This window comes from Pseudomonas sp. JV414, from assembly GCF_032424305.1.
In the GTDB taxonomy this organism is placed as follows: Bacteria; Pseudomonadota; Gammaproteobacteria; order Pseudomonadales; family Pseudomonadaceae; genus Aquipseudomonas; species Aquipseudomonas lini.
In genome coordinates this window covers 184,873-202,298 of sequence record NZ_VYKC01000007.1, presented here as the reverse complement: position 1 = coordinate 202,298, position 17,426 = coordinate 184,873, and the positions used below count along the sequence as shown (strand labels likewise).

Annotated in this window: 13 protein-coding genes, 1 tRNA gene and 1 pseudogene; 11 read left to right on the top strand and 4 right to left on the bottom strand. The window is 59.5% G+C overall.

The window, feature by feature from the left end; genetic code table 11:
- Nucleotides 1-136: 136 nt before the first annotated feature.
- The 3 genes from rpsO (at nt 137) to F6R97_RS10590 (ending at nt 2,994) form a co-directional block, all read left to right on the top strand.
- Nucleotides 137-406, top strand: a complete 270-nt coding sequence (rpsO, locus tag F6R97_RS10600) for a 30S ribosomal protein S15 (RefSeq protein ID WP_003177875.1) — start codon at nt 137-139, stop codon at nt 404-406.
- 195 nt (nt 407-601) lie between these two features.
- Nucleotides 602-2,707, top strand: a complete 2,106-nt coding sequence (gene pnp, locus F6R97_RS10595; RefSeq protein ID WP_038978909.1) for a polyribonucleotide nucleotidyltransferase — start codon at nt 602-604, stop codon at nt 2,705-2,707.
- Between the two features lie 211 nt (nt 2,708-2,918).
- A tRNA-Thr gene (locus tag F6R97_RS10590) sits at nt 2,919-2,994 on the top strand.
- A gap of 9 nt (nt 2,995-3,003) precedes the next feature.
- Here F6R97_RS10590 and F6R97_RS10585 read toward each other — a convergent pair.
- On the bottom strand, nt 3,004-3,549 hold the full coding sequence (locus F6R97_RS10585; protein ID WP_315866500.1) for a hypothetical protein: 546 nt from the start codon (nt 3,547-3,549) through the stop codon (nt 3,004-3,006).
- Nucleotides 3,550-3,833: 284 nt separating this feature from the next.
- Here F6R97_RS10585 and F6R97_RS10580 point away from each other — a divergent pair, with 284 nt between their 5' ends.
- Nucleotides 3,834-4,139 carry a DUF6388 family protein gene (locus tag F6R97_RS10580; RefSeq protein WP_030128074.1) on the top strand — a complete coding sequence of 102 codons (306 nt, stop codon included), beginning with the start codon at nt 3,834-3,836 and terminating at the stop codon, nt 4,137-4,139.
- 50 nt (nt 4,140-4,189) lie between these two features.
- On the opposite strand, the gene nadC is transcribed toward F6R97_RS10580, so the two are convergent.
- Nucleotides 4,190-5,038, bottom strand: a complete 849-nt coding sequence (gene nadC, locus F6R97_RS10575; protein ID WP_048396619.1) for a carboxylating nicotinate-nucleotide diphosphorylase — start codon at nt 5,036-5,038, stop codon at nt 4,190-4,192.
- 364 nt (nt 5,039-5,402) lie between these two features.
- Between nadC and F6R97_RS10570 the strand changes: the two genes are divergently transcribed.
- From F6R97_RS10570 to F6R97_RS29560, 5 genes and pseudogenes are all read left to right on the top strand, one after another.
- A complete protein-coding gene (locus F6R97_RS10570) occupies nt 5,403-7,610 on the top strand; it encodes a DUF1631 domain-containing protein (protein ID WP_315866499.1) in 2,208 nt (735 codons plus the stop codon).
- 64 nt (nt 7,611-7,674) lie between these two features.
- The gene (ampD, locus tag F6R97_RS10565; protein ID WP_038978913.1) at nt 7,675-8,244 is read left to right on the top strand and encodes a 1,6-anhydro-N-acetylmuramyl-L-alanine amidase AmpD; all 570 of its coding nucleotides are present in this window, start codon (nt 7,675-7,677) and stop codon (nt 8,242-8,244) included.
- Between the two features lie 2 nt (nt 8,245-8,246).
- Nucleotides 8,247-9,083, top strand: a complete 837-nt coding sequence (gene ampE, locus F6R97_RS10560) for a regulatory signaling modulator protein AmpE (RefSeq protein ID WP_038978914.1) — start codon at nt 8,247-8,249, stop codon at nt 9,081-9,083.
- A 216-nt stretch (nt 9,084-9,299) separates the two neighbouring features.
- Nucleotides 9,300-10,469 (top strand): annotated as a pseudogene (locus tag F6R97_RS29565) (HAMP domain-containing protein); the annotation flags it as partial.
- Nucleotides 10,470-10,613: 144 nt separating this feature from the next.
- Nucleotides 10,614-11,327, top strand: coding sequence for a methyl-accepting chemotaxis protein (locus tag F6R97_RS29560; RefSeq protein ID WP_390176102.1), 714 nt, complete (start codon nt 10,614-10,616; stop codon nt 11,325-11,327).
- A gap of 210 nt (nt 11,328-11,537) precedes the next feature.
- Here F6R97_RS29560 and F6R97_RS10550 read toward each other — a convergent pair whose 3' ends face one another.
- Nucleotides 11,538-12,314 carry a TatD family hydrolase gene (locus tag F6R97_RS10550; RefSeq protein ID WP_048396614.1) on the bottom strand — a complete coding sequence of 259 codons (777 nt, stop codon included), beginning with the start codon at nt 12,312-12,314 and terminating at the stop codon, nt 11,538-11,540.
- A 3-nt stretch (nt 12,315-12,317) separates the two neighbouring features.
- Entirely contained in the window at nt 12,318-13,313 is a 996-nt protein-coding gene (gene cra, locus F6R97_RS10545) for a catabolite repressor/activator (RefSeq protein ID WP_038978917.1), read from the bottom strand.
- A gap of 301 nt (nt 13,314-13,614) precedes the next feature.
- Here cra and ptsP point away from each other — a divergent pair, with 301 nt between their 5' ends.
- Nucleotides 13,615-16,476, top strand: coding sequence for a phosphoenolpyruvate--protein phosphotransferase (gene ptsP, locus F6R97_RS10540; protein WP_315866497.1), 2,862 nt, complete (start codon nt 13,615-13,617; stop codon nt 16,474-16,476).
- Nucleotides 16,476-17,417: a 1-phosphofructokinase gene (gene pfkB / locus F6R97_RS10535; protein ID WP_315866496.1), complete on the top strand. Its 942-nt coding sequence runs from the start codon at nt 16,476-16,478 to the stop codon at nt 17,415-17,417. Before ptsP ends, pfkB begins: the two co-directional genes overlap by 1 nt.
- Nucleotides 17,418-17,426 lie beyond the last annotated feature (9 nt).

The following is a 17,426-nucleotide window of genomic DNA, read 5'->3' as shown; positions in this document are numbered from 1 at the left end:
CCGGCCTGTGTAACAGCAGGCCGGCGAGTGTGGCTGTTAACAGGCATGGTCACTACTCATTTATAGATACAGGGATTTGTCCCTGGCCTGTTGAAGCTGTTTCTTTGAAACAGTTTCCTGATAAAAGGATTGCCTCATGGCTCTCGACGTTCAAGAAAAAGCTCAAATCGTAGCTGACTACCAGCAAGCTGTTGGTGACACTGGTTCGCCAGAAGTGCAAGTTGCACTGCTGACCCACAACATCAACAAGCTGCAAGGTCACTTCAAGGCCAACGGTAAAGATCACCACTCCCGTCGTGGTCTGATCCGCATGGTAAACCAGCGCCGTAAGCTGCTGGACTACCTGAAAGGCAAGGATCTGGGTCGTTATCAGACTCTGATCGGTCGCCTGGGTCTGCGTCGCTAATAAGCGATTGCGCTAGAGGTTGGTTGTCTGTCGTGCGTCAGTGGGTTTCCCGCTGGCGCATGGCAGGCTCCCAGCCTCAAGTTTTATCTGGATACACGTTTTACCCTGGACAGGTGTTGGGCCGATTCCCGACATTGCCCAAGAATTTCGCAAGAAGACAAGTTCCCCAAGAGCCACAAAAGAAGGTAGGACACCGTGAACCCGGTAATCAAAAAATTCCAGTTCGGTCAGTCGACCGTTACCCTCGAGACTGGCCGTATCGCCCGTCAGGCCTCCGGCGCAGTATTGGTCACCGTTGACGACGACGTCAGCGTATTGGTGACCGTCGTTGGTGCCAAACAAGCCGATCCAGGCAAGGGCTTCTTCCCTCTGTCCGTTCACTACCAGGAAAAGACTTACGCTGCCGGTAAGATCCCTGGCGGTTTCTTCAAGCGTGAAGGCCGTCCTTCCGAGAAAGAAACCCTGACTTCCCGACTGATCGACCGTCCGATCCGTCCGCTGTTCCCAGAAGGCTTCATGAACGAAGTGCAGGTTGTCTGCACCGTCGTTTCCACCAGCAAGAAGACCGATCCGGACATCGCTGCGATGATCGGTACCTCGGCTGCCCTGGCCATCTCCGGCATTCCTTTCGATGGCCCGATCGGCGCTGCCCGCGTTGCGTTCCATGAAAGCACCGGTTACCTGCTGAACCCGACTTACGAGCAACTGAAAGCTTCGAGCCTGGACATGGTCGTTGCCGGTACTTCGGATGCCGTTCTGATGGTTGAATCGGAAGCTAAAGAGCTGACTGAAGACCAGATGCTGGGCGCGGTACTGTTTGCTCAAGACGAATTCCAGGTTGTGATCAACGCTGTTAAAGAACTGGCTGCCGAAGCTGCCAAGCCGACTTGGGCCTGGGCTCCACAACCAGAAGCTACCGCTCTGCTGGGCGCTATCCGTGCCGAGTTCGGCGACGCGATCTCCCAGGCTTACACCATCACCATCAAGGCCGACCGTTACGCTCGTCTGGGCGAACTGAAAGACCAGGTGGTTGCCAACCTGTCCGGTGAAGAAGGTCAGCCGACTTCCGCTGAAGTCAAAGCTGCTTTCGGCGAAATCGAATACCGCACCGTTCGCGAAAACATCGTAAACGGCAAGCCGCGTATCGATGGTCGCGACACCAAGACTGTACGTCCGCTGAACATCGAAGTCGGTGTCCTGCCAAAGACTCACGGTTCGGCTCTGTTCACCCGTGGCGAAACCCAGGCTCTTGTTGTTGCCACTCTGGGCACCGCCCGTGACGCACAACTGCTGGACACCCTGGAAGGCGAGAAAAAAGACCCGTTCATGCTGCACTACAACTTCCCTCCGTTCTCGGTAGGTGAGTGTGGTCGCATGGGTGGCGCTGGTCGTCGTGAAATCGGTCACGGCCGTCTGGCCCGTCGTTCGATTCAGGCCATGCTGCCTGCTGCCGACGTGTTCCCGTACACCATCCGTGTTGTGTCGGAAATCACCGAGTCCAACGGTTCGAGCTCCATGGCTTCGGTCTGCGGCGCTTCCCTGGCGCTGATGGATGCCGGCGTTCCGATGAAGGCACCGGTTGCCGGCATCGCCATGGGTCTGGTTAAAGAAGGCGAGAAATTCGCCGTCCTGACCGACATCCTGGGTGACGAAGACCACCTCGGCGACATGGACTTCAAAGTAGCGGGTACTGCCAAAGGCGTTACCGCGCTGCAGATGGACATCAAGATCAAAGGCATCACCGAAGAAATCATGGAAATCGCTCTGGGCCAAGCCCTGGAAGCGCGCCAGAACATCCTCGGTCAGATGAACCAGATCATTGCTCAGTCCCGTACCGAGCTGTCGGAAAACGCTCCGACCATGATCGCGATGAAAATCGACACCGACAAAATCCGTGATGTCATCGGTAAAGGCGGCGCGACCATTCGTGCGATCTGTGAAGAAACCAAGGCTTCGATCGACATCGAAGACGACGGTTCGATCAAGATCTTCGGCGAAACCAAGGAAGCGGCTGAAGCGGCACGTCAGCGCGTTCTGGGCATCACCGCAGAAGCTGAAATCGGCAAGATCTACGTTGGTAAGGTTGAGCGCATCGTCGACTTCGGCGCATTCGTCAACATCCTGCCGGGCAAGGACGGTCTGGTTCACATCTCGATGCTGAGCGATGCTCGCGTTGAGAAAGTGACCGACATCCTGAAAGAAGGCCAGGAAGTGGAAGTACTGGTACTGGACGTGGACAACCGCGGCCGTATCAAGCTGTCCATCAAAGACGTAGCAGCAGCCAAGGCTTCGGGCGTTTAATCACCCCCTTCGCCTGACCGCTTCAACGTTATAAAAATGCCCCGCCGTGAAAACGGCGGGGCATTTTTTTATGTGCAGAAAGATCAAAAGATCGCAGCCTTCGGCAGCTCCTACACAAGCCCAATGTAGGAGCTGCCGAAGGCTGCGATCTTTTGATTTTGCGGTGCGCCAAGTTGCCGGACCCCGAAGCCAGTGCTAGGTTTAGCCCACAGCCCGTGTAGCTCAGCCGGTAGAGCAGCGCACTCGTAACGCGAAGGTCGCAGGTTCGATTCCTGTCTCGGGCACCATTCTCTTCTTCATTTCACCTTTCTGCTCAGATCCTCGACGGTGCGCTTGAGTTGATCCATCGCGCGATCCTGATCGCTGATCTCCCGTTTGAGACTGGAGATTTCGCTGCTGTTCGAGCTTGAGCTGGAGCCGTTGTTGCGCTTTAGCTCTTCCACTTGCTTGCCAAGGTTGTTCAGATCGCGCTCCTGCTCATTGACCGTGCGCTTGAGATCGTCAATCTCTTTGCTGCTGGAGTTTGAGCTGGAACCGCTGTTGCGTTTGAGTTCTTCGATCTGACGGGCCTGCTCGCTGATGATGCGCTTCTGGCTTTCCAGTTCGCTGGCGTTGGCCTTCACGGTTTTTTGCAGGTTTTCCAGGTCATCGATGCTGACGCTGGTTCTGACGAGTGTGTCCTTGCCGAATGAATTGTGGAGGGCGGAGATTTTGTCGGAGTACAGCGAAGGGTCAGAGGTGACTTCGACAGCCGCTTGAGCCGCGCTGGCCAATGTCAGACTGCCAAGCAGGAGGGTAGCGGTGGCAAGCTGGGTAGACAAAAGCTTCGAAAAAATGCGCATCACTGGGGTTCCTTGTGAAGTGCCGATGTGGCACATCGCTATGACTTGGGATTTCGACTTATGTTCCCACGGCTTCTTTCAGGTGGTTTTTTATGTAAAGACCCGTGTAATTCATCGACAAAACGTCCTATATTCGTTGTCTGCATGAGCATCGCCCAGCAGTTTTCAGATGATCCCGAATGGTTCTGAAGGCCAGACAAACCGGGCTTCAAACGGTTTTTTGCGTCAGAGAGATCCTTGATGATCCAGATCCATCTTCCATTCCCCAGATCAGCGAGAACGCCATGACCGTTAAAGAATTGACCCAAGAAGCCAGACACGAAGAAGCCCTGAAAAAATACGTGCTGGACGCGCCCCAGTTGCTGGAAGAGATCAAGGACTTGCCCGCCGACGATCAGAAAGACCAGATCCAGTGGGCGTTCGAGGATGAGGCGGAAGCTCAGGGCTTGCAGCCGTGGGAACTGACGCTCAAATACACCACAACCCCCGAAGAGTTCGAGGCCGCGCGCCTGGCGCTGCACAAGGAGGCGGCCGAGGTATTGGGCGTCGAGTGGGAAGAGTACTGCGAGATGAACAATCTGGTGGTCTAAAAAAAATGCCAGCCTTCATCAGGCTGGCATTTTTTATATCAAAGGCGTGATCAGAGACTCAGTCGCATCGACAGATCCACAGCCTTCACATCCTTGGTCATCGCACCAATCGAAATATAATCCACCCCGGTTTCGGCGATTGGCAGCAACGTACTTTCGTTGATACCACCGCTGGCCTCCAGTTTTGCCTTGCCGGCGTTCAGGCGCACGGCTTCACGCATGTCATCCAGGCTCAGTTCATCGAGCATGATGATGTCGGCACCCGCCGCCAGTGCTTCCTTCAGCTCCTCCAGACTCTCCACTTCAATCTCCACCGGTTTGCCCGGGGCGATCTTGTGCGCGGCCGCGATAGCCTCAGGAATGCCACCGCAGGCGGCGATATGGTTTTCCTTGATCAGGAAGGCGTCATACAGGCCGATGCGGTGGTTATGGCAACCGCCGCAAGTCACGGCGTATTTCTGGGCCAGGCGCAGCCCCGGCAGGGTTTTGCGGGTGTCGAGCAACTTCACCTGAGTCTCGGCGACGAAATCGGCCAGGTACTGCGCGCGAGTGGCCACGCCGGACAGCAATTGCAGGAAATTAAGAGCGCTGCGTTCACCCGTCAGCAGCGAGCGTGCCGGGCCTTCGAGATGGAATAGCACCTGATTGGGTTTCACCCGTTCACCATCGGCTACCTGCCAGTGCACCGCAACCCGCGGATCCAGCTGCCGAAACACGGCATCGACCCAAGCGGTGCCGCTAATGACGGCGGCATCGCGAGTGATGATGGTGGCTTTGGCCAGGCGTTCAGCCGGGATCAGTTGCGCGGTGATGTCGCCGCTGCCGATGTCCTCGAGCAACGCACGGCGCACGTTGGCTTCGATTTCGGCGGTCAAATCGGCGAGACGTAGATTCGGCATAACGGGCTCCACAAACAAAGTGGTCCGATTATAGGGCCATGCTGCGAGGCAACCCAAGGCATCAACGGCTATTCCATCGCTTGCCAACCTGCATTTGGTCGATTGGCGCGAGCAACCGTCGCTAAGCAAGGGGCCCTCATAAACGTCTATTTCTTGGGGAAGGGCAGAGTCTGCTGGCACAAGGAGAGTCTTTTGCAGATAATTCGCCTTGCATTTGACGTCATAGCTTTGACGTAACTCTGGATTCCTTATTATTGAATGACAACGGGTGGCGACTGTCCCCGTTGAGCGCCGGCTGTGTGGCCTGCGTGCTCGATCTTTCTCACCGAACCGAACCGAAGAATCACCGTTTCAGGAGGCTTGGATGCACAACGACGGGAATGTAGTGCCTTTGCACAAGGCCGCTACCGACCAGGCGACTCACTCGCCGCTCGCCCGCCTGCCCGTGATTCTGCTTCAGGTTCGCGACAAGGCTGCTCAACAGCTCAAGCAAGGTTTGCAGGAGCTGTTCGATAACGCCGACGACACCCTGTTCGAAATGGCCGACCGAGCCCGAAACAATGTCGAGCAAAACATCTTCTTCGAGGCCATGCGCGATTTGCGCCTCAAGCGCAAAAGCATCGAACGCGGATTTCTCGAGCAATTCTTCGAGGCCTTCGTCAGCCTCGCGCAGTACGACATTTCTCAAACTGCCTTGCCCCGGACATTGGTTTTCGATGCCTCGACGTCGGTGCCCAGCGACGACATGGAACGCAACGTGGCGGTGGAGGCCATGGTCGGCAAAGTGCTGAATCGCGACGGTTTCGCCCTCGACCAGCTCACCGCCCGGCTCAGCACACTGCTGAGCAAGACGCTGGTCGAGCAGCACAACCCCTTGGGGCCGACGCTGCTCTGCGAGTATTTCTTGCAGGCCGGGCGCAACCTGGGCATGGAGATCAAGGTCAAGCTGATCATCCTCAAGCTGTTCGAGCGCTATGTGCTCAGCAATGCTGATCAGCTTTACGCCGAAGCCAATCAACTGCTGATCGCCACCGGCGTGCTGCCGGACCTCAAGCCCGCCCCGGCGCGGCGTGCCACCGATCGGGCGGCTGCGAGTGTTCGTGCTGACCCCGCTGAGACAGGCGTGCGGGCTGGCAATACGCAGATCGACGAGGACGTGCAGGAAGTCTTCGCCGCATTGCAGGAGTTGCTGTTCCATGTGCGTGGCAGCGTTGCGCCGACCCTGGAAGTCAGTGCCCAGACCCAGCCCATTTCAACCCGCGACCTGCTGCGCCTGCTCTCGCACTTGCAGCAATACGTGCCGGCGCTGGCGGCTCAGGACGATTTCGATCTGCGTAACCAGCTCGAACAACTGCTGACCCGCGTTAGCGTCAAAAGCGGCAAGTCGCGCGTGGTGGGGGTGGCCGACGAAGACGTGATCAACCTGATCGCCATGCTCTTCGAATGCATCCTCGATGACCGTAACCTGCCGGACTCCCTGAAGGCGCTGATCGGCCGTTTGCAGATTCCGATGCTGAAAGTCGCGGTGCTCGACAAAAGTTTTTTCAGCCGCAGCAGCCATCCCGCCCGGCGTTTGCTCAACGAAATCGCCGCTGCGGCCATGGGCTGGGGCGAGTGCGATGACCATGAGCGCGACAGCCTGTACCTGCGCATCGAGCAAGTGGTGCAGCGTTTGCTGAACGACTTTGTCGATGACCCGGCGATCTTTTCCGAATTGCTGGCGGATTTTCTTGCCTTCACCAGTGACGAACGCCGTCGCAGCGAATTACTCGAGCAACGCACCCGTGACGCCGAAGAAGGCCGCGCCAGGACCGAACTGGCGCGTCAGCGCGTCGAGCAGGCGCTGAACCAGGCGTTGGTGGGCAAGGTGCTGCCGCACAGCGTGGTGGCGTTTGTCCAGGGAGCCTGGAGCAAGGTGTTGTTGCTGACCTGCCTCAAGCACGGTGATCAATCCGCCGAATGGCACGCCGATGTGCAGACCATGGCGCAATTGATCTGGAGCGTGCAGCACCATGACGAACCTGACGCGAGCCTGCGCTTGTTGTCGCTGGTGCCGGGGTTGCTCAAGTCGTTGCGCGATGGGTTGAGCAGCTCGGCATTCGACCCATTCGCCACCAGTGAGTTTTTCAGTGAGCTGGAAGCCTTGCACGTTCAGCTGTTCGAACGGCCAGGCCGGAAAAACACGGTCGTTGACGCACTGATGATGGTCGACGTGCAGCAGCAAGTCGTGCTTCGCACCGCTGACGAAGGTCCGGTCGAAACGGCATCGATGCGTTTGCCGGAGGACGATGTTGCTCTGCTTCAGGTCGATCAGTTGCACCTGGGCTGCTGGGTCGAGTTTCAAGAAGACGAGGAAAACACCCTGCGCTGCAAGCTGGCGGCGATCATCGAAGCCACCGACAAATACATCTTCGTCAACCGTACCGGGATGAAAGTGCTGGAGCACAGCCGTAGCGGTCTGGCCCTGGAGTTCCGGCGTGGCGCGGTGCGAACGCTGGACGACACCTTGCTGTTCGACCGGGCGCTGGAGTCGGTGCTGGGCAACCTGCGGCGTCTCAATCACGGCAAGTGATCGCGCGCCGAGGGTCTATCGCGGCATACTGGGCACCAACACAGTCGTCGTTGAAGGAACCTGTATGCAGTTGGACCCCGCGAGCGGTTGGTGTCAGGGCGTGCGCATATGCCCCTCGCCCAACTTCAATGCGCGCCCCGAGGGCGAAATTTCCCTGCTGGTGATCCACAACATCAGTTTGCCGCCAGCGCAGTTTCTGACCGGCAAGGTGCAGGAGTTTTTCCAGAATCGTCTGGATGTCACGGAACATCCCTACTTTGCAGGAATAGCCGACCTGCGGGTGTCTGCGCATTTTCTGATTGAACGTGACGGCACCGTCACTCAGTTTGTCTCTTGTCTTGAGCGTGCCTGGCACGCTGGCGTCTCGTGTTTCGAAGGACGGGAAACCTGTAACGATTTTTCCGTGGGCATCGAGCTTGAAGGCACGGATGATCTGCCGTTCACCGACGCCCAATATCAAGTGTTGACGGACCTGACGCGACAGCTGCAAAGCGCCTTCACGGGTATCACCGCGCAACGCATCTGCGGGCATAGCGACATCGCACCCGGGCGCAAGACTGATCCGGGACCGGCGTTTGACTGGGCACGCTATCGCGTGGCTCTGGCAAAAGCTGCTCTGGAAAAAAAGGAGTAACAATGAGTTTTCTGGTGCTGCTGTTGGCGGTGTGGATCGAGAAATTCTCGGCCCTTCGCCATCGGGTTCAACGTGATGGCGGTTGGGTGCGTGAGCTGCACAAGCTTGAAGCCAACCCACGCATGACAAACCGTCCGTGGCTGATACTGGTGGTGCTGGTGTTGTTGCCGGTGGCGCTGTTGGGTTTGCTGTTGGTGGTGCTGGAGCCGGTAGCCTACGGTTTGCTGGCGTTACCGGTGCACCTCCTGGTGGTGATTTACAGTCTGGGCCGTGGTGATCTGCTGGCCGACCTCGGGCCGTTCCGCGATGCCTGGCGCCGGGAAGACCTGCAAGCCGCCGCCCATGTGGCCAAGCGCGACCTGAATATTTGCGCGGACAGCGGCGAGCAACTGCTGGAGCGAGTTGAAGGGCATCTGCTGTGGCAGGCCTATCAGAGCTTTTTCGCGGTGATCTTCTGGTACTTCCTGCTGGGCCCGGTTGCTGCGTTGAGTTATCGACTGCTGGCGCTGGCCGAGGAGCACGGGCAGAACCCGGCCGTGGTCGAGCGAGCAGCACAGCTGCGTCATGCGTTCGATTGGGTACCGGTGCGACTGCTGGCGGCAAGTTTTGCGCTGGTCGGCAACTTTGTCGCAGTCGGCCGGGTGATGCTGCACGAGCTACTGAACTGGAACATCAGCGCCGCCCAACTGATCGAGAAGGTCGGGTTGGTGGCCGGTGAAATTCCAGCGCCGGTGGTCGGGCCGGACGGCATCAACAGCCTCGACCGGATCTGGGAACTGCTGCTGCGCGCGGCAGTGCTTTGGTATGCCGGGTTCGCGTTGTGGACTGTTTTGTCCTGATTTCTGCTTTGAATCAAAAAGATCGCAGCCTTCGGCAGCTCCACAGGAATCGTGTGAATCTGTAGGAGCTGCCGAAGGCTGCGATCTTTTTCGTTAACCTTAAGTTACAAAACCTTCCTCCGATTTAAGCTATACAGAGATAGCGCCAATAGTGGCTATCTGCTGTCTCTGCGCGCCTGCCATAAAAATAAGAATTCAAAGGGAGACTTCACAGTGATGAGCTTGCTCTATCCCGCCGTCGCGCTGATGAACCGCCTGAGTTTCGGCATGAAGTTCAGCCTGATCAGCGTGCTGTTCCTCGTGCCGATGCTGGTGACCAACTTCTATCTGGTGCGCGATTCCTATCGCGAATTCCAGGGCACGCGGGTCGAGCTGCAGAGCCTCGACCTGTTGGGCAGCGGCCTGAGCCTGCGCCGGGATCTGGAAACCCTGAACAATCTGGTGCAGATCAACGTTACCCTTGGCCAGTCCGGCAAGGCAGGCAATGTCGAATCGAATATCAGCGCCCTGGAGCAAAGCGTTCTGACCCGTTTGCAAGGGCTGGCGGCGATGACCACTGACCCGGAGCAAATCACCTTTTTCGATGGCAAGCGCGATGAAATGATCGCCGCGTTCAAGGCTCAGCAGGCGGAAACTTCCCTGCAAAGCAAAAGTGCGCTGATCGGTAAGTTGCTCGGCAACACGCAGATTTTCAGCCAGATCATCGCCAGTCAGGCTGGCCTGAGCCGCGACAGCCAGAGCGACATGCGTCAGTTGAGCGAGCTCATTACCAACGTCACGCCAGCCGTCACCCAGACGCTCGGCGAAGGCCGGGCGATGGGTTCTTACACGTTGGGGCAGGGCTTTCTCAATTCGGCCTCGAGCACCCGTTTCGATGAATTGCTGGTGCAGATCGAAAAGCTGCAGGCCGAATACGGTCTGAAATTGCAGGATGCTCTGGGCTCCAGTAAAGCAGCGCACGAAACCTTGGCCGCTCAGGCCGAAAGCAGCAAGGCCTCCCTGAAAAAGGCCAGTGAACTGTTCGAAGAACAGGTGGTGATGGCTGACACACTCGATGCACCGTGGCAGGCCTTTTACGATCAGGTCACGGGCCTGATCGACCAGACTTACCAACTCAATGAAGCCACCCTGAAGTTTCTCGGTACCCAGTTGCAGCAGCGGCTGGAGCAGCACCGCACCCACATGATCCTGCAGGCAGTGGCGCTGGCGCTGGTGTTTGTGTTGATTTTTTACCTCTATGGCGGTTTCTACGCCTCGACCCGCACCACCCTCAAGCGTCTTGGCGCGGTGATGGACAAGGTGGCGGCCGGGGATATGACCGTGACCTTCAGCGCCAACAGTCGCGATGAACTGGGCGAGTTGGGCGAGGTATTCACCGGCACCGTGAAGAAAATCCATGACCTGATCGAACGGGTGGGCCAAACCGTCAGTGAGGTCGAGCGTCAGGCCGGCCAGGTCGAGAACGTGTCCGCCCAGAGCAATCAGGCATGCGCGGGGCAGCGTACGCAGATCGAGCAAGTCGCCACGGCGATGAATCAGATGTCAGCCACGTCTCTGGAAGTGGCGCGCAGTGCCGCGGCGGCCGTCAGCAGCGCCCACAGCGTCAACGACGAAACCATCAGCGGGCGCGGGTTGGTGGAGTCCCAGCAGGGCAGCATCGCTGCACTGGCCAGTGAAATCGATCAGTCGGTGCGGGTGATCAACCAACTGGCCAGTGACAGCCAGTCCATCAGTCGTGTGCTGGAAGTGATCAAAAGCATCGCCGAACAGACCAACCTGCTGGCGCTCAACGCGGCCATCGAAGCCGCGCGCGCGGGCGAGCAGGGTCGTGGTTTTGCGGTGGTGGCGGACGAGGTCCGGACCCTGGCCAAACGCACCCAGCAATCGACCGAAGAAATCGAGCAGATGATTGCCAAACTGCACAGCGGTGTCGGGGCGGCGGTCAAGGCGATGGGCACCAGCCATCAGATGGCCAACGGCACGGTCGGGCAGTCGGAAAAGGTTCAGCAGGCGCTAGAAAACATCCTCGGCGCCGTCGGCATGATCGTCGACCAGAACCAGCAGATCGCCGCTGCGGTAGAGCAGCAGACCGCCGTGGCTCACGATATTGACCAGAACATCGTCGAGATCAACCGAGCCGGTGAGCGCACCGCCGAGGGCGCGCACCAGACTGAAGATGCCAGTCGTGCGTTGTCGGCGCAGGTGGTGGAGCTCAAACAATTGATCAGCGCCTTCCGGGTTTAAAAAGCACCGCGAAACAAATGTGGGAGCGAGCCTTTGTGGCGAGGGGGCTTACCTGTGGCGAGGGGGCTTGCCCCCGTTCGGCTGCGAAGCAGTCGTAAACCAGACAACTTGGTTTGACTGGACGGGCGCCGGGGGCCGCTTCGCGACCCAACGGGGGCAAGCCCCCTCGCCACAGAGCCCGCTCCCACAGGGAATGTGTGTGGCGACTGATCACCAGTTAAACAACTCACACGCATTGGCCGTGCTGGTGGCAGCCAGTTGTTCGGGGCTGATCGCCATGAGGGCGGCCAGTGCCTCGCAGATCGCCGGCAAATGCGCCGGGCTATTGCGTTGGCCGGGGAACATGGCGGGGGCCATGTCCGGTGAGTCGGTTTCCAGTACCACCGATTCAACGGGTAAACCGGCGAGCACGCGGTGCATGCGCAGGGCCTGCGGCCAGGTCGCGGCGCCGCCGAGGCCGAGTTTGAAACCCAGCTTGATGTATTCGCGGGCCTCTTCCTGGCTACCGGCGAAGGCATGAATGATCCCCGCGCGTTTCAAGCGAAACCGTTTGAGCGTGGCAATCACCGCTGCATGGCTGCGTCGCACGTGAATCAGCGCCGGCAGATTGAAGTCCGCCGCCAATTGCAGTTGGGCGTCGAACAGCGCTTGCTGGCGTTCACGATCCAAAGTTTCGATGAAGTAATCCAGACCGATCTCACCCACCGCGCATAACTGTCGATGGCCCGCCAGACGCGTCAACCAGTCACCGAGTTCGGTCAAATCCTCAGGGCGATGGTCATCCAGATACACCGGGTGCAAACCGAACGCCGCATGCAGATCGGGATCGCTTTGCACCAGATCCCAGACCCGCTGCCAATTGGCCTGATAAACCCCCAGCACCACCATCCGTCGCACGCCGAGGGCGCGGCTCTCGGCCAGCAGCGCCTGACGATCCACGTCGAAATCCGGGAAATCCAGATGAGTGTGGGTGTCGATCAGTTCCACGGCTCAGTCCTGATGAATACGCTGCTTGAAGGTCCGCGCGATGGCCTGCACGCCGGGTTGGTAATCGGCCTGTTCAATGGCCGCCAACGCCAGTTGCAAAGCCTTGTCGGCGATCAGCTGATGCTGCTGGGACATGGCGTTGACCGGCAGTGGCAGGAAGTCCAGCAACTGCGTATCACCGAAGGTGCCCAAGCGTAGCGGGCGGGTCTTCAGCGGGAAGTCGTGCAAGGCATCGAACACGCCCTGAAGCAGCACGTAGGATGTAGTCACCAACGCATCCGGCAAATGGCCCAGGCGCTGAAGCAACTCTTCCATCAATTGTTTGCCGCACTCTCGACTGAACGACTCGCCGTGTTCGATCAGCGCCTCGCCTTTGAAGCCGTTCAGCGCTTGCTTGAAACCTGCCGCCCGTTCCTGGCTGATACTCAATTCGGGACGGGCACCGATCAGCGCGATCTGCTTGGGCAACGGGTCCAGCAGGCTGCGGGTAAGCTGCAGACTGGCTTCGCGGTCGTCACTGATCACCGAGCAAAAGTGCTCAGGCTCCATCACCCGGTCGATTGCGATGATCGGAATGCCTTTGGCCTGCAACTGACGGTAGCTGTCATCGCCGGCCGGCAGGCAACTGGCGACGATCAGCGCATCGCAGCGGCGGGCGCGGAACAGTTGCAGCAATTGCCGTTCGCTGTCCGGCGCATCGTCGGAGCTGGCGATCAGCAATTGATAGCCGCGAGCCCGGGCGCCTTGTTCCAGCAGTTTGGCGATTCGCGCGTAACTGGGGTTTTCCAGGTCCGGCAGAATGAAGCCCAAGGTGCGGGTGTGCCGACTGCGCAACCCGGCGGCCTGAGGGTTGGGTGTGAAGCCATGTTGTTCGACCACTGCGCGCACACGCTCGACGGTGGCGCTGCTGATCCGTTGCTGTTCAGCCTTGCCATTGATGACATAACTGGCGGTAGTCACGGAGACGCCGGCCAACTGTGCAATATCACTGAGTTTCAACCCGGGTTTTCCTTATTTGTTCGAGCTTGCCCGACATTTTCGCCAATCCTACCCGATTCGGGCAGGCGACCATTGTCGCAGCACATCCGACAATTGGACTTCAAGGATGAGACATTATCGAGTAACGTGCCTAACATTCTAGATTAAACGTTTCAGCAGGCGTATTTTCTACGTTACAGGTCGCTTTGGACGGTTCTGCCGCGAAACCGCCAAAACTGCCCCTGAAAAGGCGCTCCCAAGGGCCTAAGCTGAATCAATCAAAACAATACCTGGCGTCACACGGCGCCAAAAAGGAGAAAGCATGCTCGAGCTCACCATAGAGCAGATATCCATGGGCCAGTCGGCTGTGGATAAAGCCACCGCCCTGCAATTACTCGCTGACCGACTCGTGACCGATGGCCTGGTGGCCGATGGTTACCTCGCGGGCTTGCAGGCCCGGGAAGTCCAGGGCTCGACCTTTCTCGGCCAAGGTATTGCCATCCCACACGGCACCCCGGAAACCCGCGATCTGGTGTTTTCCACCGGCGTGCGGTTGATGCAGTTTCCTGACGGCGTGGACTGGGGCGATGGCCAGATCGTTTATCTGGCGATTGGTATCGCCGCCAAATCCGATGAACACCTGCGCCTGTTGCAACTGCTGACCCGCGCCCTCGGTGAAACCGATCTGGGCCAGGCCCTGCGCCGCGCCAGTTCCGCCGAAGCCTTGTTGAAACTGCTGCAAGGCGCGCCGCAAGAATTGGCGTTGGACGCACAGATGATCGGCCTCGGTGTTTCCGCTGATGACTTCGAAGAACTGGTCTGGCGCGGTGCCCGCTTGCTGCGTCAGGCCGATTGCGTGAGCAATGGTTTTGCCGGCGTCTTGCAGCAGGTCGACGCGCTGCCGCTGGGCGATGGCCTGTGGTGGTTGCACAGCGAACAAACGGTGAAGCGTCCGGGCCTGGCGTTCGTTACCCCGGACAAACCCATGCGCTACCTCGGTCAGCCGTTGAGCGGGCTGTTCTGTTTGGCCAGCCTCGGTGAAGCCCATCAGGCGCTGCTCGAACGCCTTTGCGCGTTGCTGATCGAAGGCCGTGGTCATGAACTGGGCCGTGCCACCAGCAGCCGCGCGGTGCTGGAAGTCCTCGGCGGTGAAGTGCCGGCGGATTGGCCAAGCGCACGCATTGCCCTGGCCAACGCCCACGGTCTGCATGCGCGCCCGGCGAAGATTCTCGCGCAGCTGGCGAAAAGTTTTGAAGGCGAAATCCGCGTGCGTATCGTCGATGGCCACGACAGCGCGGTGTCGGTGAAGAGTTTGAGCAAACTGCTCAGTCTCGGCGCCCGTCGCGGTCAGGTGCTGGAATTCATCGCCGAACCAACCATCGCCGCCGACGCCTTGCCGGCCTTGCTGGCGGCCATCGAAGAAGGCCTCGGTGAAGAAGTCGAGCCGCTGCCGGCAGTGAGCCAACAGCGCGAAGTGATCGCCGATGTTGCCGAAGTGCTGCTCGCACCGGTCTCCGGCAGTTTGATTCAGGCGATTGCTGCCGCGCCAGGGATCGCCATCGGCCCGGCGCATATCCAAGTGCTGCAAGTCATTGATTACCCGCTGCGCGGTGAGTCTGCCGCCATCGAGCGCGAACGTCTCAAGCATGCGTTGGCGGATGTGCGTCGCGACATCGAAGGCCTGATCGAGCGCAGCAAGGCCAAAGCGATTCGCGAGATTTTCATCACCCACCAGGAAATGCTCGACGACCCGGAACTGACCGACGAAGTCGACACCCGCCTCAAGCAAGGCGAAAGCGCCGAAGCGGCGTGGATGGCGGTGATTGAAGCGGCCGCCAAACAACAGGAATCGCTGCAGGACGCCTTGCTCGCCGAACGTGCCGCCGACTTGCGCGACATTGGCCGACGGGTGCTGGCGCAATTGAGTGGCGTCGAAACGCCAGCCGAGCCAGAGCAGCCGTACATTCTGGTGATGGACGAAGTCGGCCCATCCGACGTGGCACGTCTCGATCCGACGCGCGTCGCCGGCATCCTCACCGCTCGCGGTGGCGCCACGGCCCACAGCGCCATCGTCGCCCGGGCCTTGGGTATTCCGGCGCTAGTGGGCGCAGGTGCCGCGGTGTTGCTGTTGAAACCGGGCACGCCGTTGTTGATCGATGGCCAACGCGGTCGCCTGCACGTGGACGCCGATGCCGCGACCTTGCAGCGCGCCACCGAAGAACGCGACACCCGCGAACTGCGCTTGAAAGCCGCCGCCGAACAACGCCATCAACCGGCGCTGACCACCGATGGCCACGCGGTGGAAGTGTTCGCCAATATCGGTGAAAGCGCCGGCGTCACCAGTGCGGTGGAGCAGGGCGCCGAAGGCATTGGCCTGCTGCGCACCGAACTGATCTTCATGGCTCACTCCCAAGCGCCGGACGAGGCGACTCAGGAAGTCGAATACCGTCGTGTGCTCGATGGCCTGGCCGGTCGACCGCTGGTGGTGCGCACCCTTGATGTAGGTGGTGACAAACCGCTGCCGTACTGGCCGATCGCGAAAGAAGAAAACCCGTTCCTCGGCGTACGTGGCATTCGCCTGACCCTGCAACGTCCGCAGGTCATGGAAGCGCAGTTGCGCGCCTTGCTGCGTGCGGCTGACAGCCGTCCATTGCGGATCATGTTCCCGATGGTCGGCAGCGTCGATGAGTGGCGTCAGGCTCGGGACATGACCGAACGTCTGCGCCTGGAAATCCCGGTCGCGGACCTGCAACTGGGGATCATGATCGAAGTGCCGTCGGCCGCTTTGCTGGCGCCGGTGCTGGCCAAGGAAGTGGACTTTTTCAGTGTCGGCACCAACGACCTGACGCAATACACCCTGGCCATCGACCGTGGTCATCCGACCTTGTCGGCCCAGGCTGACGGCTTGCATCCGGCGGTGCTGCAACTGATCGACATCACCGTGCGTGCGGCTCATGCTCATGGCAAGTGGGTCGGCGTGTGCGGTGAGCTGGCGGCCGATCCGCTGGCGGTACCGGTGCTGGTGGGCCTGGGTGTGGATGAGTTGAGCGTGTCGGGCCGCAGCATTGCCGAGGTCAAGGCGCGCATTCGTGAACTCAGCCTGACCCAGACTCAAACCCTTGCCCAACAGGCCCTGGCCGTGGGCAGCGCGAACGAAGTTCGTGCATTAGTGGAGGCCCTGTAATGGCCAAGATCTTAACCCTGACCCTTAACCCGGCGCTGGACCTCACCGTTCAATTGCCGCTACTTACCCCCGGTCAGGTCAATCGCAGCGACGAAATGCACACCCACGCCGCCGGCAAAGGGGTGAACGTGGCGCAGGTGCTGGCCGACCTCGGGCATCAGCTGACCGTCAGCGGTTTTCTCGGGGAAGACAACCTTCAGGCGTTCGAAACCCTGTTTGCCAAACGCGGTTTTACCGACGCGTTTGTCCGTGTCCCCGGCGAGACCCGCAGCAACATCAAACTGGCGGAAAGCGATGGGCGTATCACTGATATCAACGGTCCAGGGCCGAGGGTCAGTGAAGCGGCGCAGCAGGCCTTGCTCGATCGACTCGATCAGATTGCTCCAGGGCATGACGCGGTCGTCGTGGCCGGCAGTTTGCCCCGTGGCGTGAATCCTCAGTGGTTGCGGGAGTTGATCCAGCGCTTGAAAAAACGCGGTTTGAAAGTGGCGCTCGACACCAGCGGTGAAGCCTTGCGCGCTGGCTTGGCTGCCGGCCCGTGGCTGATCAAACCCAACACCGAAGAACTGGCGCAAGCGCTGGATTGCGAGGTGGTTTCCGTGGGCGCCCAAGCGGAGGCAGCGAGCCGCTTGCATGCGCATGGCATCGAGCACGTGGTGATTTCCGACGGTGCCGACGGGGTGAACTGGTTCAGTGTCGGCTCGGCCATGCACGCCACGCCGCCCAAGGTCAGCGTGATCAGTACCGTGGGTGCGGGTGATTCATTGCTGGCGGGAATGCTCCACGGTTTGCTCAGCGCCGACACGCCCGAACAAACCTTGCGCACCGCCACCGCGATTGCCGCCATGGCCGTCACCCAGATCGGTTTTGGTATCGGTGACGCCGCGCAACTGGCGCACCTCGAACAGGGCGTGCGCCTGCGCCCCCTGACAGAACAATAAGAGGGTTTG

Excerpts from the sequence above, each read along its gene's own strand:
- F6R97_RS29560 (WP_390176102.1), top strand. The coding sequence starts at position 10,614 with ATGAATCAGATGTCAGCCACGTCTCTGGAAGTGGCGCGCAGTGCCGCG.
- ptsP (WP_315866497.1), top strand. The coding sequence starts at position 13,615 with ATGCTCGAGCTCACCATAGAGCAGATATCCATGGGCCAGTCGGCTGTG.
- pfkB (WP_315866496.1), top strand. The coding sequence starts at position 16,476 with ATGGCCAAGATCTTAACCCTGACCCTTAACCCGGCGCTGGACCTCACC.
- ampE (WP_038978914.1), top strand. The coding sequence starts at position 8,247 with ATGAGTTTTCTGGTGCTGCTGTTGGCGGTGTGGATCGAGAAATTCTCG.
- F6R97_RS10570 (WP_315866499.1), top strand. The coding sequence starts at position 5,403 with ATGCACAACGACGGGAATGTAGTGCCTTTGCACAAGGCCGCTACCGAC.
- ampD (WP_038978913.1), top strand. The coding sequence starts at position 7,675 with ATGCAGTTGGACCCCGCGAGCGGTTGGTGTCAGGGCGTGCGCATATGC.
- F6R97_RS10580 (WP_030128074.1), top strand. The coding sequence starts at position 3,834 with ATGACCGTTAAAGAATTGACCCAAGAAGCCAGACACGAAGAAGCCCTG.
- rpsO (WP_003177875.1), top strand. The coding sequence starts at position 137 with ATGGCTCTCGACGTTCAAGAAAAAGCTCAAATCGTAGCTGACTACCAG.
- nadC (WP_048396619.1), bottom strand. The coding sequence starts at position 5,038 with ATGCCGAATCTACGTCTCGCCGATTTGACCGCCGAAATCGAAGCCAAC.
- F6R97_RS10585 (WP_315866500.1), bottom strand. The coding sequence starts at position 3,549 with ATGCGCATTTTTTCGAAGCTTTTGTCTACCCAGCTTGCCACCGCTACC.